The 15,399-nt window shown below is 63.6% G+C and carries 14 protein-coding genes; 6 read left to right on the top strand and 8 right to left on the bottom strand.

All coding sequences use genetic code 11. From position 1 onward, the window contains the following. Positions 1 to 12: 12 nt before the first annotated feature. Positions 13 to 789 (bottom strand): UTP--glucose-1-phosphate uridylyltransferase AglF, encoded by a 777-nt coding sequence (gene aglF / locus WDJ57_RS15580; RefSeq protein ID WP_338901778.1) that lies wholly within the window; start codon positions 787 to 789, stop codon positions 13 to 15. A 79-nt stretch (positions 790 to 868) separates the two neighbouring features. Continuing rightward, on the bottom strand, positions 869 to 1,558 hold the full coding sequence (locus WDJ57_RS15575) for a helix-turn-helix domain-containing protein (protein ID WP_338901777.1): 690 nt from the start codon (positions 1,556 to 1,558) through the stop codon (positions 869 to 871). A 53-nt stretch (positions 1,559 to 1,611) separates the two neighbouring features. Here WDJ57_RS15575 and WDJ57_RS15570 point away from each other — a divergent pair, with 53 nt between their 5' ends. Further along, a complete protein-coding gene (locus tag WDJ57_RS15570; RefSeq protein ID WP_338901775.1) occupies positions 1,612 to 2,985 on the top strand; it encodes a cytochrome P450 in 1,374 nt (457 codons plus the stop codon). Positions 2,986 to 3,023: 38 nt separating this feature from the next. Here WDJ57_RS15570 and WDJ57_RS15565 read toward each other — a convergent pair whose 3' ends face one another. Beyond that, positions 3,024 to 3,434 carry a transcriptional regulator gene (locus WDJ57_RS15565; protein ID WP_338901774.1) on the bottom strand — a complete coding sequence of 137 codons (411 nt, stop codon included), beginning with the start codon at positions 3,432 to 3,434 and terminating at the stop codon, positions 3,024 to 3,026. A gap of 31 nt (positions 3,435 to 3,465) precedes the next feature. After that, on the bottom strand, positions 3,466 to 3,762 hold the full coding sequence (locus tag WDJ57_RS15560) for a toxin-antitoxin system TumE family protein (protein WP_338901772.1): 297 nt from the start codon (positions 3,760 to 3,762) through the stop codon (positions 3,466 to 3,468). 351 nt (positions 3,763 to 4,113) lie between these two features. Between WDJ57_RS15560 and WDJ57_RS15555 the strand changes: the two genes are divergently transcribed. The 4 genes from WDJ57_RS15555 (at position 4,114) to WDJ57_RS15540 (ending at position 8,885) form a co-directional block, all read left to right on the top strand. After that, positions 4,114 to 5,289 (top strand): MFS transporter, encoded by a 1,176-nt coding sequence (locus tag WDJ57_RS15555; RefSeq protein ID WP_338901770.1) that lies wholly within the window; start codon positions 4,114 to 4,116, stop codon positions 5,287 to 5,289. A gap of 146 nt (positions 5,290 to 5,435) precedes the next feature. Further along, positions 5,436 to 6,338 (top strand): alpha/beta hydrolase, encoded by a 903-nt coding sequence (locus WDJ57_RS15550; protein ID WP_338901769.1) that lies wholly within the window; start codon positions 5,436 to 5,438, stop codon positions 6,336 to 6,338. An 84-nt stretch (positions 6,339 to 6,422) separates the two neighbouring features. Continuing rightward, positions 6,423 to 6,545: a hypothetical protein gene (locus WDJ57_RS15545; RefSeq protein ID WP_338901768.1), complete on the top strand. Its 123-nt coding sequence runs from the start codon at positions 6,423 to 6,425 to the stop codon at positions 6,543 to 6,545. A gap of 366 nt (positions 6,546 to 6,911) precedes the next feature. Then, positions 6,912 to 8,885, top strand: coding sequence for a thiol-activated cytolysin family protein (locus WDJ57_RS15540; protein ID WP_338901767.1), 1,974 nt, complete (start codon positions 6,912 to 6,914; stop codon positions 8,883 to 8,885). An 80-nt stretch (positions 8,886 to 8,965) separates the two neighbouring features. Here WDJ57_RS15540 and WDJ57_RS15535 read toward each other — a convergent pair whose 3' ends face one another. Both WDJ57_RS15535 and WDJ57_RS15530 read right to left on the bottom strand, forming a co-directional pair. Next, entirely contained in the window at positions 8,966 to 10,075 is a 1,110-nt protein-coding gene (locus WDJ57_RS15535; RefSeq protein WP_338901766.1) for a hypothetical protein, read from the bottom strand. A gap of 104 nt (positions 10,076 to 10,179) precedes the next feature. Then, the gene (locus WDJ57_RS15530; protein ID WP_338901765.1) at positions 10,180 to 10,716 is read right to left on the bottom strand and encodes a halocyanin domain-containing protein; all 537 of its coding nucleotides are present in this window, start codon (positions 10,714 to 10,716) and stop codon (positions 10,180 to 10,182) included. A 332-nt stretch (positions 10,717 to 11,048) separates the two neighbouring features. Between WDJ57_RS15530 and WDJ57_RS15525 the strand changes: the two genes are divergently transcribed. Further along, a complete protein-coding gene (locus tag WDJ57_RS15525) occupies positions 11,049 to 12,977 on the top strand; it encodes a hypothetical protein (protein ID WP_338901764.1) in 1,929 nt (642 codons plus the stop codon). A 9-nt stretch (positions 12,978 to 12,986) separates the two neighbouring features. Here the strand turns inward: WDJ57_RS15525 and WDJ57_RS15520 are convergent, their stop codons facing one another. Continuing rightward, a complete protein-coding gene (locus WDJ57_RS15520; protein ID WP_338901763.1) occupies positions 12,987 to 14,501 on the bottom strand; it encodes an aldehyde dehydrogenase family protein in 1,515 nt (504 codons plus the stop codon). A gap of 152 nt (positions 14,502 to 14,653) precedes the next feature. Beyond that, positions 14,654 to 15,247: a helix-turn-helix domain-containing protein gene (locus tag WDJ57_RS15515; protein WP_338901762.1), complete on the bottom strand. Its 594-nt coding sequence runs from the start codon at positions 15,245 to 15,247 to the stop codon at positions 14,654 to 14,656. Positions 15,248 to 15,399 lie beyond the last annotated feature (152 nt).

The following is a 15,399-nucleotide window of genomic DNA, read 5'->3' as shown; positions in this document are numbered from 1 at the left end:
CGTTGTCGCCGCCTACTTCGCGGTCGTGTCCGCTTCGGCCGCGGCCGAATCAGACTCCTCTTCGGTATCAGACTCGGTTTCATCGAGAAGTCGCTGTTCGGCCTCGTCGCGGTCCTCAGGATAGCCGATGTCGTTGCGCCACCCGTCCATGCGGATGGCGTCGATGGTCCGCCCGGAGTGAATCAGCAAGTCGACCGCGTCGCTGATTTCGTACTCGCCGCGGTTGGAGGGCTGGACGAGGTGGCAGGCGTGGAAGATGGCCGGCGTAAACGTATAGAAGCCAGTCATCACGAGATTCGACGGTGGGTCCTCGGGTTTCTCGACGACCTCCGTAATCTCGCCGTACTTGTTGGTGTCACAGACCCCGTACCGGGAGGCTTCCTCCCAGGGGACCTCTTCGACGAGGAAGGCAGCGTCGGCGCGCTCCTCTTGCTGTCGGTTCACGACGTCGTGCAGGTTGGCTCGGAAGATGTTGTCGCCGAGCATCAACATGAAGTCGTCGTCGATCTGCTCCTCGACGGTGAGGAGGGCGTGAGCCAGCCCATTCTGTTCGCGCTGGTGGGTGTACGTAATCGGTACGCCCTCGAACTCGTCGCCGTAGTGTTCGATGATCGTCTCTTTCTTGTAGCCGACGACCACAAGCAGTTCGTCGGCGTCGAGCTCGACGAGTTGCTCGAAACAGTGCGTGAGAATCGGTTTGTCGGCCACCTCGACCATTCCCTTCGGTTTGTCTTCGGTCAGTGGCCGCAAGCGGGTGCCTTCGCCGGCGGCAAGAACGACAGCTTTCATGTCCCGATACTCGTCGGGCATTCAATAAAAGCGCTTGGAGAAAAAGGCGGGCGCATCCCTGCTCGGGTCCACCCTGAGTCTACGCGGAGGGCGACTCGGCCCGCCCCCCATACCGGTCGAGGACGCGTGAGAGCAGGTCACGCTCGGCCCGGCGGAGCAGAACCGATGCGGTGCTCTCGGCACACCCCAGCGCCTCTGCGACGTCCGCGAGCGTGGCCGCACGGGGGACCTCGTAGTAGCCGAGTCGGACTGCCGTGCTGGCGGCGGCGAGTTGGCGGTCGGTGAGTGTCCCCGCCAGCGTCCCACCGCGGCGGTCGTAGGTGCCGATTTCTTTGACCGTCACGTCCACCACATCGGGCACGGTGTCGAGCGTCTCGTTGATGTCGCCCCCATCACCGACGAGCGTCATCTCCATGGCGGCCTCCTCGTCGAATCGAATCGGCGGGACGACGATGAGTTGTCGGTCGGCGAAGGCGTCGCGCCACGCCCGCGTCTCCGGACGCGTCTCCTCGCAGACCCAGACGTGCGCAGAGACGTCGTCAATGGGGGAGATGCGACAGTCGATGGTCGTCTCGATGTCCCGTGTCGCCGCACGGTACGGCTCCAGGTCCGCTTCGACGTAGTACAGGGCGTATTCGATGCCCTCGTCGGGTCGGACGCGCCAGGCGAGCATCTCCTCGTAGCGGACGGCCTCGTCCGTGCGGATGAACTCCTGCATCGGGTGGAGCATCTCGTCGGGCAGGCGAAGTCGGAAATCGAGATATTTCATGTCACTGTACGACTGTCGTCGCCTCGATATAAAAAGAAACTAGGAGCTTCGCCGTGATATCGAACACCGCGGCGGTCGAAGACGTACGCATGACCCATCACGGTGCGGCCAGCGGCGAAGCCCCCTCGCCACCGACGCCAGAGGGGGTTCCCCTCCTCGGGAACGGCCTCGCGTTCTCGCGCGACCCGGTCGGAGCGATGGAGGAGTGGGCCACACTCGGCGACGTCGTCCGGATAGAGACGCCAGGCCTGACGACGTACATGGTGACCGACCCGGCAGCAATCGAGCGAATCCTCGCCGACGACCACGAGAGATTCACGATAAGCGAGGCACAGCGCGAGACGTTCCGCGGCGTCGAGGACGACGCGGTGACGACGACGACCGGAGAGCGCTGGACGCGCCTCCGCAGCGCACTCCGGCCCGCCTTCACGCGCGACGCACTCGACCGATACAGCGACCGCATGACAGCCACGACGGCAGCGTTCGTCGACGAGTGGGACGACGGCGAGCGAATCGACCTCTATCGTGAACTGCGACTGTTGACCGTGAACGTCCTCGCCGACGCCCTCCTCGATATCGACGTGCGCGGGCGCGAAGACGTCGTCATGGACGCTGCGGACGCACTCGTCGACCGGGCGAACTTCCGCAGACCGGGGCAGTTGCTCCCCGACTGGATACCGACGCCGACACAGCGGCGCTTCGAGCGAACAGTTGGCGAACTCGACGAATTCGTCGATGGAATTATCGACGAGAGACGGGGCTCGGAGTCGGCCGACGACGTCTGTTCGGTGTTGCTCGACGCCCACGCCGACGGCAAACTCACGCTCGCCGAGGTTCGCCACAACGTGGTGGCTTTGCTGCTGGCGGGCCACGACTCGCCGTCGGTCGCGCTCACGTACGTCTGGTACCTGCTGGAGGAGCATCCCGACGTCTACGAGTCACTCCGAGAGGAGTACCGCGACGTCGTCGGCGACGGGCGTCCAGACGCCGAGTCCTACGACGACCTCGAACGAACACGGAACGTGGTCACAGAGGCGCTTCGACTGTATCCGCCCACACTCGGCGTGAGTCGCCAGTCGACGGAGCCAGTGACGCTGAGTGGGTACGAACTGCCAGCGGGCGCGCAGCTCCTGCTCCCCCAGCGGGTCGTCCACCGCGACGAACGGTTCTGGGATGACCCGACGACATTCGACCCTGCGCGGTGGGCGGAGCCGACCGACCGGCCCGAGTACGCGTACTTCCCGTTCAGCGGCGGCCCTCGCAACTGCATCGGCGCGCAGTTCGCCCGCCGGGAGCTGACGCTGGTGCTGGCGACGATGCTCGGCCGCGTCGACCTGGACGTCTCGATGGACGGCCCGCTGCGTTTCACCCCGTCGCTCCAGCTCAGACCCGAGAATGATATCGAGGCGACGGTCGCCCGGCGGTAGTCGGTGTGTCGAGCCCGGACGTGACAGAGTTCGAGAGGTCACGCTGTCGCCGGATCCAGTCGGTCGTCGTCGACGAGGTCCAGGTCGATTTCGAGTCCGTCGTACGGGAACTGCGGCTTCTTGGCAGTCCCGGGTTTCGCATCCGCCCATTCGACAACCCCCAGTTCCGCCAACTCGCCCAGCTGTCGATGAACGGTCTTGTAGTCGCGGTCGACGATGTCGGCCGTTGCCCTGATACTCTCCGGCTCGTGGGTGGTGATAGCTTCCAGGAGCTCGATGCGCTGCTCGCTCAGGAGGTCGAACAGTTCGCTGTATGACCTGAAACGCAACTCGGGTTGCACCTCGTCCAGGTTCTCGGGGTCGGTCCCCGACTCGACGGCTGCGAGGCGGTCACTCGTTCGCTCTGCTAGCCCGTCCACGCTGCCGACCGTTATTTTGAGTTTGGTCATGGATTCCTCCGTTTGATAGCACCTACACCCGTCATCGTGGCACGTCCTCCAGGTCCGACCGGACCGTTTCAAGGAACCGTTCGTACAGCGGCACCATTCCCGGAAAGTCGATCGTCTCGACATTGTTCCCGGTGTGCTTCTCGTGGCCTTTCGTTTCCTCGCGGGCATTGTCGTACCTGAGGATCGTTTCACCGTCGACAGTCCCGTAGTGGAGCGCGTAGCGCCACCCGCTGGGATATGCGTCGTCGTCGGTGGTGCCGATTGTCACTTTGACGACTTTCTCGTCTTCCGTGTACGACCAGTCGTCGACTGGGTGGTAGGGTGCCATCCCTGCCTATGGTATTGTTGCCATAGGTGAAAAGGATATGGGAACGATACCATAGCAGGGGTTGTTGATCTGCGCAGACGGTCGCGTCCTCAAGCGTGTGCGTCCTTTCTCTCTGCACCACATTCAGTGAAGGTTGGAATACCCCGCTGAAAGAGCAAGGCCATCTCGTCGATGTTCCACACAGCTGAGAAGAAGAGTTTTTTCACAGTCACGCCGTACGTAGGGTGTATGTCGGACGGCCTCGTCATCGGCCAGTCGTCGCGGACGCCGGTGACTGTACCAACAGGTGAATCCGTAAACTGTGAGCGACACTCTCGATCCGACGGTCGCCGCTGAGAGGGCGGTGCTGCGATGAGCGAACGCTCCCGTCTCGCACTCGTGGTCTGGGGTGTCCTCGTCTCACAGGTGTTTCTCTACCCGGGTCTCGACGAGACGGTGACGGCGCTGGGTGGCGGTGAGAGCATCCTCGCCGGGACGTGGTTCCTGGTCGCCGAGTTCGGTGCGTTCGTCGTCTGTGCTGTCCTGTGGGGTATCGCCAGCGACTCGCTCGGCTCTCGCACACCACTCGTCGTACTGGGGGCGACGGGCGGTGCCGCGAGTTACCTGGCGGTCGCGCTCGCTCCGAGCATCGGACTCGGGTTCGACGTCGTGTTGCTGTTGCGCGTCGTCGGCGGCGCGTTCACCATCGGTGCGTTCTCGCTGTCGATTACGATGCTGATGGACCTCTCGGGGGGCAACGGCCGGAACATGGGTGCCGCCGGCACGGCCATCGGACTCGGGGCAGCCCTCGGCTCGGTCGTCGGGGGCCAACTGACCGCGCTCCACCCGCTAGCGCCACTGTACGGCGGTGCGGCCCTGCTCGCCGGGGCGGCCCTCCTGGGTGCGACGGTTCCCGACCGCAGCTCCGGTGGCGGTCTCCCCGTCGGAACGGTCGTCGACCGCGTCCGCACCCGGCCGAAACTCGTCGTCCCGTTCGCGTTCGGGTACATCGACCGCCTGACGGCCGGCTTCTTCGCGCTGACCGGCGTCGCGTACTTCAGGGACACGTTCGAAATCGACGCCGCAACAGCAGGTATCACGCTGGCGCTGTTTTTCGTCCCGTTCGCGGTCTTTCAGTACCCCGTGGGCTCGCTGTCGGACCGTATCGGCCGGTTCATCCCGGTCGTCGTCGGGTCGCTTCTGTACGGCGTCGCGATTATCGCCGTTGCACTGGCACCGGGCTACTATCTCGCCGCGGGCCTGATGGTGGTCGTCGGTCTCTGCGGGGCGCTGGTCTCGCCGACGACGATGGCGCTGGTCACCGACATCGTACCGGCGACGGAACGCGGGGCGGCGATGGGCGGGTTCAACGTCTTCGGCAGCCTCGGCATGCTCAGCGGGTTCCTCGTCGGCGGGACCGTCACGGAACTGTACGGCTACTTCCCCGCATTTCTCGCCGCTGGTGGGTTAGAGATCGCAATCGCGATTCTCGCGTCCCGCTCGGTCCACCGGATCACGACGACTGAGAGGGAGTCGCATCTGGCGTGACACCCTCCGCACGCGATTTGATGCCCAGGAGCATCCCGCGAGTCATCCGTAGTTTTTGTGCAACAAATCTGTAATAAAATAGTGTGTTTCCCGGCAGGTGAGAAGTCAGAGAAAGCCAAAGACGCTGGAGTCGATTGGGGCCGTGTATGCAAGCCACGCGTCACGACCACACGTTCGAGAGCCAGGGCACGTCGTGTGCTGGCTGGCTCTACGAGCCGACGGCTGTCGAGCAGCCCCCGGTCGTCGTCATGGCCCACGGGTTCGGTGGCGAACGGACGTGGCGACTCCCGGCCTTCGCCGAGCGATTCGCCGAGGCAGGTATCGCGACCTTCCTCTTCGACTATCGAACCTTCGGGGACAGCGAGGGAGATCCGCAGAATCTCATCGACCCGTCCGCACACCTGGCGGACTGGCACGCCGCCGTCGATTACGTTCAGTCGCTTTCCAACGTCGACAGCGATAGTATCGCGCTGTGGGGGAGTTCCTTCAGCGGCGGCCACGTCGTCGAAGTCGCTGCCCGTCGCGACGACGTCGCCGCCGTCGTCGCCCAGGTACCGTTCGTCGACGGGCCACGAACAGTCGGAAAGCTGGTCCGAGCCGGCGGATTCGCCTACCTGGAGAACGCAGTCACGGCGGCGATACGGGACCTCGGGCGCACTGTACTCCGCCGCGAGCCCTACTACGTCCCGCTGGCCGGGCCGCCCGACGAGTTCGCCATCCTCAACACCCCGGATGCGATGGACGGCTTCGAAGCGCTGATTCCAGAGGGCGAGGAGTGGGACAATCGGTGTCCGGCGCGAATCGCGCTGACAGTCCTGGTTTACCGACCGATATCACGCGCTAGCGACGTCGAAGTGCCCGTCTTCGTCGTGCAGGCCGAGGACGACACAATCATTCCGGACGCGACGACCGACCGTCTGGTGCGAGAACTCGACGACGTCGAACGAGTCCGATACCCGGTGGGGCACTTCGACGTCTACCGTGGCGACCCGTTCGAGGACATCGTCAGCCGCCAGGGGGACTTTCTCCGGCGTCACCTGCTGGAGTGAGGGCCCGCACGCGCTGGAGCGGGTCTTTTCTCGCTGCGAAAGTGCTGTCAACGCTTTATGCTTATACAGGTGTATTTGGTGGCTATGGCCCAGGAACCGAAGCCGATCGAGCCATCGAACCTCATCGGTCGGGCCCAGATATCCCTGACCGTCAAGGAGAACTGGCTCGCCGCGCTGAGCGGAAAGCTCCCCGAAGACCAGGAGTAGCCACGGGACGCTACCCGGCGACGGACTGCACGCGAGTCGAACCAGCCACTGGCGAATACCGTTTCGCCTCGGCTAGAGCGAGAGTGTGTGCGCACAGCACGGGGAGGACAGGCCGGGGCCAGTCGCCGGGACCGATGACACCCGCGTCCATTTGCTCTATTTCCATCAGGGACAGCGGCCGAACCGGAAAGGTACCACAATATAAATCAATTCAGACAGTCTTTTTATCATAACAATGAGACTGATATGAATTAGACAGAGAGATGATAGAGTCGTAGAACTCGTCTGTTGAGCCTGCTCAGATGCTTTTGTTCTATTCTCACCATAACACTTATGTGAACTGCCAGAATTTTTCCTTAGAATTAGATGAGTAAAGAGAGTAAACATAAGCAAGGGGATAGTAGACGGAAGTTTCTGGGGGCCCTCGGCTCGCTCGGGGCGACGACGCTTGCGGGCTGTTCGTTCAGTCTGGACCTGGGGGGTGGTGGCGGGAACTCGACGCCGGAACCGACCCCCGTCGTGACCTCTCGGCCGCCGTCGTCTGCAACGCCGACGACGACCGCGACGGCGACGGCAACGGCGACACAGACGCCGACGCCCACCGCGACGCCGACCGCGACCTCGACGGCGCTCCCCGAGATAGACCCGAATCTGACGCCCGAACTCATCGACCCCGACATCGTGACGAACACGACGGTCCTCGACCCGGGGTTGATAAACGACGATACGGTCATCTTCACCCCGATATTCGACTCGGATTCGTCGAGTGGTGGGGACAGCGGGCCGGGAACGCCGACGGGAACGACCGAGGATTCGAGCGGCATCCAGGTCGCCGTGACACCGGATGGTCAAAGTGCGGGGACGCAGGCGCTGAACAGCAAACAGCGCGAGCAGCAAAACGACATGATCTGCACGACGCAGAGCCAGCGTGCGACCGCCGAGGGCGGTGGGTTGCTGACCGAGAACCTCGTCTTGAACCACCGGCTGAACGAGATCTGGCCCGGTGCGATAATCCCAGCAAAGTCGATAGCCAACGGGGGCTACGGGTCGGCACTCTCGCCGGACCGCCTGCCCAACAGGCAGGCTGTGGACGTCCGCAATCCGATTACGCTGACGCTGTACACCGACGCCAACCGGTTCAGCAATCAGAATCCCAACGTCAGCAAGGTCATCGACCCGCCGACGAGCAACGGCGTGGAGCAGGCACGGGTCGAACTGCTGAGCGACGTCCAGCAGGGGACGAGCGCCGCCCAGCTCTCCTTCGACATCGAACAGGTCCACTCGGAGAAACACCTCGACATCAATCTGGGGGTCGACTACAACAGCCTCAGCACCAGCATCGAGGGCGACTTCAGCTACTCGAACTCCTCGACGACGAACAAGCTGCTCGTGAAGTACTATCAAGTGTACTACCTGATGGGAATCACGTTCCCGAACCCCAACGGGAGTTTCATCACCGATTCGTCGGTGATAGACCGAAACGACCTGCTCGTCTCCGACGTGTCCTTCGGGCGGATACTCCTGTTCTCGGCGGAGTCCAAACACTCGGTCCGGGACATGAAAGCGTCGCTCGACGCCACCTTCCGCGGGATGGCTGGCACGGGCAGCGGCAGTCTGGATCTGAAAAACCGTCGGGTGCTCAACGAGACGCGTCTCAGGGGCCAGGCGATCGGTGGCGGCGCGGCAGACGCCGGCCGCCTCGTCAGCAACTTCGGGGAGGACGGACTCACCCAACTCAGGCGCTACATCCTGGAGGGAGCCAACTACAGCCCCGACAATCCGGGAGCCCCCATCGGGTTCACGGCGCGCTATCTCACCACGCAGGACCGCGCGAACACGTACCTCACGACGGAGTACAACGCCCGAAGCTGTTACCCCAAGACGCGGAAGTTCCGGGTCCACAACGTCAGGCTGACAGTCAAGAACGCCGGCGGGGACGGCGGCGGCAACCTCAAAATCTACGGCGACCTCGCGATAGCGGCCTCGCACCCGGATCAGACGACGATCATCATTCCGGGGAGTGACTGGAGCAGAGACCGCGACGAGCAGGTGACCATAGACGAGGGGAGCACGAAAACGCTGGTCGGCGTCGACAAGACCGTCTCGTTCGAGATTCCCGAGAACAAGACCTGGAACGAGTACATGGACGACGCCGAGATCGTCGTGAGCGCCGAGTTGCGCGAGAAAGACGCCTTCAGCGACGACGAGTACAAGGGCGACACCGTCGAGGATTCCTGGAAGGTGACCGAACCGCTCAGTCGCACCCCGACGCTCGTGTTCTCCGAGGAGAACAACGTCGTCCACCTGGACTTCGACGTCGAGCCCGTGCCGCTGAACTGAGAGTGCGGCATCGGGGCGGATTTTCTGGCTGGCGTCGTCTGCTGGACGCGTCGCAGACGCGGGTTTCCGACTGTCTCACCTCACTGTTCGCCCGAGCCACTGCCGGAGGAACCCGCACTGCCCTCGCCGGCAGACGCCGACTCCCAGGCGATACCGCCGCTGTAGAGGCCGGCGCCGTCGGCAGTCGTCACGCTAACCGATATCGGACTGCTGAGTGACGCCGTCTCGTCGGCCGCGGGGGCCTCGGTAGTGAGCGTCAGTTCTCCGTCGCTCGCCCCGAAGAACACGTACCGGGTCTCGCCGTCGTCGAGTGCGGTGTCGAGGGTCACGGTCCCACTCATGTCGTTGCTCGTGAGCGAGAACGTCGCGTTGGCCGGGACGCGGTCGCCCCCTTCGTGCGAGAGTTTCACGACGGACTCGTTTTCGACGTCGATGGACAGCTGGGGATTCAGCGTCGCTGTCTCGGGGACCTCACCGACCCACGCGGGCTTTGACGCCCGTTCGATGATTGGGTCAACCAGTTCGTAGTCGTACCGGACGGCCTGTCCGCTGGCCTGGCCGGTGACCGTGAGATTCTGAATCTGTCCAGCCTGGTTCAGGACGAGACGGCCCTCCAGCGAACTGGCGCCGGCGAGCGGGCCGTCGTCCGAGGTGGTGAAGTCGTCTGCAGTCAGGACGACCGTGGTGCCGTCGGTCGAGTCGTTTTGCACCGTGAACGTGCCGGCTGCGAGATACTCCCTGATGGAGTTGTTGAACTCGTCGAGCACGCCCAGCCCTCGCTCGAGTTGGCGGTACTGGGTCCGGTCGCCGCTCTGGCTGCGAACGAAGGCCGTCGACTCGTTGCTCCAGTAGTCGACACTGGCTGTCTGGCCACCGGTCGACCGCGTCGTCGAGAGGACGTACGTGCCGGTCGACCCGATGGTGAGGGTCGCCTCCGAGTCCATCTCGGGCGAGGACTCGTCGAGATGGAGGCGAGCACCGGTCTCGACCAGCGTCTCTCCGTTCGCTTCTGCGAGGACTGTCGCGTCCGTCAGCGTCCCATTTTCGATGCCGGGAATCTGGTTCACTTCGATACCTGAGGCGTCCCCGGACGGCGATTCAGGCGACGGTGTGCCGGTACTCTGTTGGCCGGCACACCCCGCCAGGACTACCGTCGCGAGGACGACGAGAAGGATTGATCGACGTGTCATCAGTCCGGATGACTATCGCCTCGAAGGTAATAGCTGGTTTAGCTCAAAGACTGCTTTGTGTAACGCGATACCACGCGTTCGCTGCCCCGATAGCGGAATGTGGACTACTCGACGACGACAGCGCCCTTCATCCCCGTCCCCTCGTGGGGGACACAGACGTACAGCACCGTCCCGGGCTCCTCGAACGTGTGCTCGAAGGTGGCCCCGGCCTCGCTCTTTAGCTCGCTCTCGAAATCTCCGCCTTCCACCGCCACCACGTTGTGCTGGCTCCCCTGCCCGGTCCACGTCCAGGTGACCGTCGTTCCCTGGTCGATGCGAATCGCTGCCGGGGAGAAGGCGTAGTAGGCGACGTTCCCCTGCGTGCCGACTTCGACGTCGACGGAGCTGCTGCCGGTCTCGTCCTGGATGCCGTCGAAGTTCCCGGTGTTGGAGAGGAACTCCTCGATAGACGTCCCACCCGACTCGGTGCTGGTTTCGGTCGCCGTGGCAGTCGGCGTATTCGTCGGGGTGTCCGTCGCCGTCGACTGGTCTCCCCCGTCACCCGAGGGAGAGTCACCGCCGCTACAGCCCGCCACGGTACCCGCGAGAACGACGGCACCGGTCGTTCGAAGCAGGGCACGACGCGAGAGTCGTTGACTCATGTGAACAGTTCCTATGTGTCTGAGCCCGCATGAAATAGTTTTTGGAGATGGAATTATACTATGAGATGAAATCCAGCTTTTGGATTATAAAATACGTCTATGTGGCTGTCCTGAAACGGGCAACCCCTATTTATACTGTCGCTGGTTCGAACCGGTCGGTCGCAGATCCGGGCGCAGATCGAGACGAGAGGGCGCGAGTTCGGGCCGTGGAACCACCAGTAGCCAGCAACACGCGCCAATACCTCGCCGCCCTAGCCGTCGTGACATCGGAGATGAAATTCAATAATAACCCCAATTTATAAGTGAAAGGTGATATCATAATGTGTCAAGCCATGTCAGACGAAGACGTACGTACGCAACTCAAAGAGACTACCCGCAGACAGTTCGTGGCCGCCATGAGTGCGGCAGCGGGGGCCGGACTTGCCGGCTGCGGGATGTTCGGGGGCGACTCCACCCCGACGGCCGGGGCGACCGAAACAGAGGCCGAGACGGCGACGGCCACTGCCACGGCGACCGAAACGGCGACGGAGACCCCCGAGGAGCCCTCGGACCCGCCGGAGCCGAGCGAGCGAATCACGTCCGCACGCCGAGTTGGACCGCGGGACGTCAGCGACTTCGCCTTCCAGGAACTGTGGTCCTATCGCAAGCGACAGGCCGTCGAGGCGCTGGTTGCCGACCCCGCAGTCAACGACCTCGCGAGCGACTGGGTCGCCTCCTTCGAGGCCTACGACCCGCTGACCAACCGTCTCGACGCGATAAGCATCCAGGGGACGACGGGGATGAGCGTCGAGGGCGGGCCAGAGACCGGGAACTTCGAGGTCACCGCGACGGACCGGCAGGTCGCCTACGGGCTCGTCGACCGCCAGACCGACGACCTCGTCGCGCTGAAAATTACCGAGCCGAGCGACGTCACCTGGACGCGCAGTTACGGTGACGAACCCGGCCCGTCCCGCCACGAGTTCGTCCTCGGCCACGACGAGGTCACACAGTACCTCGACGGCAACGAGTGGTATCCGATGGTCAAGGCCGCGGAAATCATCACCGCGTACGCCGACTATCCCCACGGCGACGTCTCGAACGTCATCTACTACGTGTGGGACGGCGACCAGCTCTTCGTCGTCAGCGGCTTCATCTACGTCGGCGGGGACGAACTCGAACTGCTCGACGTCAACATCGTCGAGGACTTCGTCGAGCACCCGCCACAGCAGATGGCCCGGAACACGAACCCGCCCGGCGAGTCGGTGCTCGGCGAGGTGCCCGAACCGCCGATGATGCAGCGCCCACAGATTACGGCCCCCAACGGCTACCACCGCATCGAGGAGCCGCCGAACACGATAGAGCAGTCGGGCTGGACCGTCGAGTGGTCCGGACCGCGGACCGTCGGTGCAGAGGTCAGCGCGAACTTCAACGGCAAGCCGGTGTTCTCGCTCACTGCGCCGTTCAGCACCTCCACCGGGTACGACCTGCCCGAGCGCAACGGACGCAACACGCTGGAATTCATGTTCCCCGACGACGACCCGGTGTTCAGCGGCGAACTCCTCTACTGGGACATCCACAGCCTCAGCCTCGGTGGCCCGGGCGTCCTCGGAAAGACGGAGTACCCGTCGACTGCCTCGCGCCCGGGCGGGTTCAACATCCGCACGCACTACCACACCGGCGCCGTCCAGAATGCGCGTGACTTCCACTCCGGACACCGCTTCGCGCCGTACAACTACTACATCAACTACCAGTTCTACGAGGACGGCGTCTTCATGCCCGTCTGGCAGCGCCAGGGCCCCGGTTACGTGACTGAGTTCTACTCCTACCGCGAGCGCGAGAACGACGGGCCCGCCCAGTACTACCTGGAGAACTGGATGACGAAGCCGACGCCGGGCACGACGAACGGCGTCGAGACGAAGGTGTTCGACGGCGACCAGTGGCAGACGCCCGAGTCGGAGTTCTACCTCCAGGGCGACGAGGAGAAGATGGTCCGCTTTACGAACCCGAACGGACCGGAGACCATCGACATCCCCCTCGACGACATGAAAGAGGTCGTCGTGGTCCGACCGAAGGAGGGCGAAATCGGCGAAGCGCTGCGCGTCCTCAACCCGGAGGCGGAACTGGGGTTCTACCATCCCGCCCAGTACGTCGACGGCGAACCCATCCAGGGCGAGCAGGTCATCTTCTGGCTCCTCATGGAGGGTCGCACCGACGAAGTGCCCCACTCCTCTGGCATGACGACCTACACCCAGATGGGGGAGTTCACGCTCAGCGGCTACTGACCGGTCTCCTCACTCCTCGAACGCCATCGTCACCGACTTCGTCTGGGTGTACTCGTGGAGCGTCTCCATGGCCCCCTCCCGCCCGATACCCGACTGTTTGTAGCCGCCGAAGGGCTGGCCGGGCGGCAGGCGATTGAACGTGTTGACCCAGACGTTCCCCGCCTTCAGGTCCCTGGATATCCTGTGGGCGAAGGAGAGGTCGTTCGTGACCACCCCGGCGGCCAGGCCGTAATCGACGTCGTTGGCCTCCGCGATCATCGCCTCGTAGTCGTCCCACTCGATGAGCACCTCGACGGGACCGAATATCTCCTGCTGGACGACGGGGCTGTCGACGGCGACGTCCGCGACGACCGTCGGTTCGACGAAGCAGCCCTCGGCCAGGAGGCCCTCTTCGACCGTGCCGCCGCCCGTCAGGATTCGCGCCTCGGACTCGCGGGCCAGCGTGACGTAGTGTAGCGTCTTCTCGACCTCGGCACGGCTCACCTGCGGGCCGATATCGGTCGCTTCGTCAAGGGGGTCACCCATCTGGAGGTTCCTGACGCGGTCCAGAAACGCGGGGACGAACTCCTCCGCGGTCGACTCGTGGACGAACAGCCGTGTGCCCGCGCTGCAGCACTCGCCGCCGTTGAAGAACATCGCGTCGACTGCCGTCTCGGCCGCACGCTCCGGGTCCGCGTCGGGGGCGACGACGAGCGGGCTCTTCCCGCCGAGTTCGAGCGTGATGTCGCTGATGGTGTTCGCCGCAGCCTTCATCACGCCACGGCCGACCTCCGTCGAGCCCGTGAACGCGATTTTCGGGACCCGGTCGTGCGAGACAAGCGGAGCCCCCGTCTCCGGTCCGAACCCGGTGACGACGTTGACGACGCCCTCGGGCAGGATGTCCTCTATCTCCCGGACGTACGTGAGCAACGACACCGGCGTCTGCTCGGCGGGTTTGAGGACGACCGTATTGCCCGCGGCGAGTGCCGGCGCGAGCTTCCAGACCGCGAGCAGGAGCGGGAAGTTCCAGGGGACGATCTGTCCGACGACGCCGTAGGGTTCGCGAACCGTCTGAATGTGGAGGTCGCCGTGGGGCACCGTCTTCCCCTCCAGGTTCCGGGCAGCGCCCGCGAAGTACCGGAGGTGGTCTATCGCCAGGTCGATGTCCTGCCGCGCTTCGGTAATCGGCTTCCCGTTGTCGAGGACCTCTATCTGGGCGAATTTCTCCGCCTCTCTCTCCAGCCGGTTCGCCATCTGCTGGAGGAGTCGCTGCCGGTCGGCCGGTGTCGAGTCCCACCAGTGGTCGTCGAAGGCGTCCCACGCCGCCTCGACTGCCCGGTCGACCTCCGTCTTCGTTCCCTCGTGGACGGTGACGAGCGGGTCTCCCGTGGTCGGGTTCACCGACGTGAACGTGTCGTCGGCCGTCCCGCGTATCCACTCACCGCCCACGTAGTGTTCGAGAGGCCCCCCCGGCAGCAAGCGCGAAGCGAGGTCCCTGTGGCGTGTGCGAACGCGGTCGAGGTCGGTCGGCGAGTTCGAGGTCATGTGAATCAACCAGTGGGGCGTGCCGTGACAGCGAGGACCATGCGTCTCATGTACACAGTCACTGTGGGGCGGACCAGAATAAGTATTTCACCTGTTTGGGCGAAATCACGTGCAGAAGCTGAGTCGTTCGGCTGGCGAGGCGGGACCCGGCGTCACTGATTGATGGAGACGCGGTCGGTCGCGTCCTGGCCGTCGACGCGGTGGGCCTTCTCCAGGAACTCTTCGCCGTCCATCTCGTGGAGGAGGTCGTCGAAGACCGCTGCCGCCGTCTCGAACTTGTGGACGGTCGGGAACGCCGTCTTGTCGATCTGGGCGATGAACTCGCCGTACTCCTTGACGAATTCGTGGCGCCACTCCTCGCTGTGGTCCGGCGAGGCGAACTGGGCGACGAACTGCCACTCGTGGTAGTCGTCCGCGCTACAGAACATCACGACGTGGGGGTCGTCGAGCAACTTCTTGTAACAGCGCTCCCAGTTCTCGTCGAAGTTGGAGTAGTGAAAGGCGACCTGAAAGAGATAGTACTCGAAGATGTTCCGGTTCGGAACTGCCTGCATCGAGAAGATGTCCTCGGCTTTCATCTCGTTGAGAATCTCGTTGACCCGGTTGTGAGAGAGTGAGATTCCGAACTCCGCTTCGAGGATGTCTCGAAGTTCACTGACGGGTTTCTCGGGATATTTCACCCGGGCTTTGAGAATAGCGACGTCCCTCGCCGAGAGATTGAATTCGAAATCGTTCCCGCTGAACATTGTGAGTGGTACGAGAATCTGGTTCGGCAAGTACAATAAATGTTCGCCAATAGAAACGCATCGGATTATCGACGCGTAGCAACCCTCTCGCGCCATCTCACCCGCTCAGGGAGTCTGTACCAGCCGCAAATTCGCGATTTCGGATGATATCA

It is taken from the genome of Salinibaculum sp. SYNS191 (assembly GCF_037338445.1).
In the GTDB taxonomy this organism is placed as follows: Archaea; Halobacteriota; Halobacteria; order Halobacteriales; family Haloarculaceae; genus Salinibaculum; species Salinibaculum marinum.
This window is presented reverse-complemented; position numbering and strand designations above follow the sequence as displayed.

Excerpts from the sequence above, each read along its gene's own strand:
- aglF (WP_338901778.1), bottom strand. The coding sequence starts at position 789 with ATGAAAGCTGTCGTTCTTGCCGCCGGCGAAGGCACCCGCTTGCGGCCA.
- WDJ57_RS15575 (WP_338901777.1), bottom strand. The coding sequence starts at position 1,558 with ATGAAATATCTCGATTTCCGACTTCGCCTGCCCGACGAGATGCTCCAC.
- WDJ57_RS15565 (WP_338901774.1), bottom strand. The coding sequence starts at position 3,434 with ATGACCAAACTCAAAATAACGGTCGGCAGCGTGGACGGGCTAGCAGAG.
- WDJ57_RS15560 (WP_338901772.1), bottom strand. The coding sequence starts at position 3,762 with ATGGCACCCTACCACCCAGTCGACGACTGGTCGTACACGGAAGACGAG.
- WDJ57_RS15555 (WP_338901770.1), top strand. The coding sequence starts at position 4,114 with ATGAGCGAACGCTCCCGTCTCGCACTCGTGGTCTGGGGTGTCCTCGTC.
- WDJ57_RS15550 (WP_338901769.1), top strand. The coding sequence starts at position 5,436 with ATGCAAGCCACGCGTCACGACCACACGTTCGAGAGCCAGGGCACGTCG.
- WDJ57_RS15545 (WP_338901768.1), top strand. The coding sequence starts at position 6,423 with ATGGCCCAGGAACCGAAGCCGATCGAGCCATCGAACCTCATCGGTCGG.
- WDJ57_RS15540 (WP_338901767.1), top strand. The coding sequence starts at position 6,912 with ATGAGTAAAGAGAGTAAACATAAGCAAGGGGATAGTAGACGGAAGTTT.
- WDJ57_RS15535 (WP_338901766.1), bottom strand. The coding sequence starts at position 10,075 with ATGACACGTCGATCAATCCTTCTCGTCGTCCTCGCGACGGTAGTCCTG.
- WDJ57_RS15530 (WP_338901765.1), bottom strand. The coding sequence starts at position 10,716 with ATGAGTCAACGACTCTCGCGTCGTGCCCTGCTTCGAACGACCGGTGCC.
- WDJ57_RS15525 (WP_338901764.1), top strand. The coding sequence starts at position 11,049 with ATGTCAGACGAAGACGTACGTACGCAACTCAAAGAGACTACCCGCAGA.
- WDJ57_RS15520 (WP_338901763.1), bottom strand. The coding sequence starts at position 14,501 with ATGACCTCGAACTCGCCGACCGACCTCGACCGCGTTCGCACACGCCAC.
- WDJ57_RS15515 (WP_338901762.1), bottom strand. The coding sequence starts at position 15,247 with ATGTTCAGCGGGAACGATTTCGAATTCAATCTCTCGGCGAGGGACGTC.